At 61.5% G+C, this 2,480-nt stretch carries 3 protein-coding genes and 1 pseudogene; all 4 read right to left on the bottom strand.

From position 1 onward, the window contains the following. Positions 1 to 228 (bottom strand): annotated as a pseudogene (locus tag VNC39_RS02245) (hypothetical protein); the annotation flags it as partial. A gap of 82 nt (positions 229 to 310) precedes the next feature. Next, positions 311 to 1,447 (bottom strand): carbohydrate porin, encoded by a 1,137-nt coding sequence (locus tag VNC39_RS02240; protein WP_325395738.1) that lies wholly within the window; start codon positions 1,445 to 1,447, stop codon positions 311 to 313. Between the two features lie 133 nt (positions 1,448 to 1,580). Continuing rightward, entirely contained in the window at positions 1,581 to 1,847 is a 267-nt protein-coding gene (locus VNC39_RS02235) for a hypothetical protein (protein WP_325395736.1), read from the bottom strand. Between the two features lie 104 nt (positions 1,848 to 1,951). Further along, positions 1,952 to 2,480, bottom strand: a 529-nt coding sequence (locus VNC39_RS02230) for a response regulator transcription factor (RefSeq protein WP_325395734.1), incomplete at its 5' end; no start/stop codon positions are given.

The raw sequence follows: 2,480 nt of genomic DNA, 5'->3' as shown, positions 1-2,480 counted from the left end.
GCGGATATGGCCCTGAAGCACATAACCGATCTCGGACCCATTATGGGTGTGAAAGGCATTGCCGCTGCCGGGCGCAATCTCAACCGTGCCGAACAGCGTCTCCTGCGCCGGTGAAGGCGCGACATCGGCCTGTTGCAGGATGGTGCGCTTGGCGGGCGGCTGGGCAGGTTGGGCGCCGGCACCCGCAATCATAAGCGCCGAAAACAGGCAGATGGTCCGGTACAGCATGCGCGCTCCCTGGTCTTTGCAAAGACCCGAGGTTATCGCATGGCCGCCGCTTCACGAAAAGCAGCGTCGGCGCGTGTAAAGGTCACCAGCTCGCGATGACGCGGCTGCCCAGGACAAGTGCATCCGCGATGGCCGGATCGCCGGCCGGCGACATCACATATTGAATATCCGGCTGGAGAGTCAGATGGTCGTTGAGGCCGAAACTGTAGGTGGCTTCGATGGTGGTTTCCGCCTGTCCCAGGCCTGATTGCCGCGCGGCGCCGCCAAAGCGCGCATGAGCGAAGGAAATGCCCGCCTGATCGGCCTCGCGGCCAAAAGGTGCGGTATAGACCAGCCCGCCATTGACCGTCGCGTTGATGGCGTTGATGCGGTCGTCGGCGAAACCGACCCGAACCCAGCCTCTCAAGCCGGCCTTGTCGCCTTCCGGCGCGGCATAAAGCAGGGCGTCGGCAATGGCATAATAGCCGGAATTTCCGGAAAGACGGCCCCGGACAGGATCGATGGCGTCAAAGGATGCGGTGTAACGCCAGCTGCCGATGCCGACCACGGTATCGGGCGTGATCTGATTGCGCACTTCCGCAACGACCAGCGCGCCCTCCTCCCGCATGAAGGCGAAATGGGTACGGCCGGGATGCGAAGGATCGCCGGGCGTGTCTTCGAAGACGCCGGCCTTCACTTGCCAATGACCGCCCGGCAGCCACCAGCCGACCAGGCCAAGACCGGTGGACGGAAAGATGGAAGGGCCGTTCAGCCCTGATTGGGAAAAGTCCGGCCCGATCCCGAACGCGGCGTTAAGAAACAGCGCAGCCGTGGACTGGACGTCGAATTCGGTATTGAGATCGACCACACCGGCTTTCAGACCGCCGACGCCATCAAACTCCTTGGCAATCCAGGCATTGGCCAGGCGAACGCCCGCCGGTGCATCCAGGCTGGAAACGGTCTGCGCATCGCCGACCAGCGCGCCGGAGAAATTGGTTGCGTCCGTGACCTGCCCATCGACAAACACGGTGAGGCCGGGAATGCCATGATCCTCGCCCAGAAACGTCGCAGTGACATCGGCCTTGTCGAGCACACGCACACCGCGCTTCAACCCGCCCCGGACATTGCCCAGCACATCGCTGATATTGGTGGCGGAAAATTCGATGAGATCATCACCCGCCCAGGCTGCGGCAGGCGCGAGCGGCAACAGGGTTGCCAGCGTTTTGAGGATTTTGCGCACGATCAGGTCTCCCGAAAACCAAAGGACCTGAGCCCCATGGCGACGGGATGCAGCCTGAAACGGCCAGTTAGCCGGGATATTTCGCCCGAATTTCGATGTATGTCAGTTCATGACAACCGCTTCATGCGGCCGATCAGGCGTGGATGCGGCCCTGCCAGACCAGACGGCAAGACTCCGCGACCTTCTGCGAAGCCAACAGCCTGGCTTCCGCATCGCGGGCCGAATCCCCGGTTTGAGCCACACGGCGATCCTGACCGTTCGTGCACCAGGCGTAGAATTGGTGCTTGCCCGGCGCGTAGAAATCGGCACGCCGATGCGTGGCGATATCGGAAGTATCGGCCATAGCGACAGACGTCGAAATGACCAAAGCTGCGGTGCTGAGAACGATTCGTATTTTCATGCCCCGATCCTGTCACGGACGTGCGGAGCTGAAAATAGGTCCGGTCGTAAAATAAGTCTTAAGGTTAATTCCCGTTCTTAACGGTTAAGGAATGCAGACTGCAATCAGTGCCTGGCGACTTTGGCGGAGAAGATATAGCCGCCATTGCGGACAGTGCGGATGATGGCGGGATTGCGCGGATCGTCGTGCAATTTCTTGCGCAGCCGGCCGACACAAACATCGATGCTGCGATCAAAAGCGGGCGAATTGTTCCCGTAACAGGCGTCCATCAGCTGATCGCGGCTCAGCACGCGGTTGGCGCGGGTCACCATGGCTTCCAGCAGCCGGAATTCCCCGCTGGTCAGCGCGATCGGCCGGCCGGTCGTGTCCTGCAGCGCCTGCGCCGTGGCATCCAGCTTCCAATCGCCGAAAACATAGCAATTATGGCCCTCTATCTGCACAGCCGCTTCCTGCCGGCGGCCGCGGCGCAGCACGCTGCGCACCCGGGCCAGGATTTCACGGGGTTCAAAGGGCTTGGTGACATAATCGTCAGCGCCGATCTCCAGTCCGACAACCCGGTCCGCCAGATCGCCACGGCCGCTGACAATGATGATACCGACATCGGAATAGCGCCGGATCTGCTGGGTAATGGTC

The organism is Acidocella sp., from assembly GCF_035535915.1.
Classification (GTDB): domain Bacteria; phylum Pseudomonadota; class Alphaproteobacteria; order Acetobacterales; family Acetobacteraceae; genus Acidocella.
Note: the sequence above shows the minus strand (reverse complement) of the source record. Positions and strands in the feature narration are given on the sequence as shown.

Coding starts and splice junctions, on each gene's coding strand:
- VNC39_RS02235 (WP_325395736.1), bottom strand. CDS start 1,847: ATGAAAATACGAATCGTTCTCAGCACCGCAGCTTTGGTCATTTCGACG.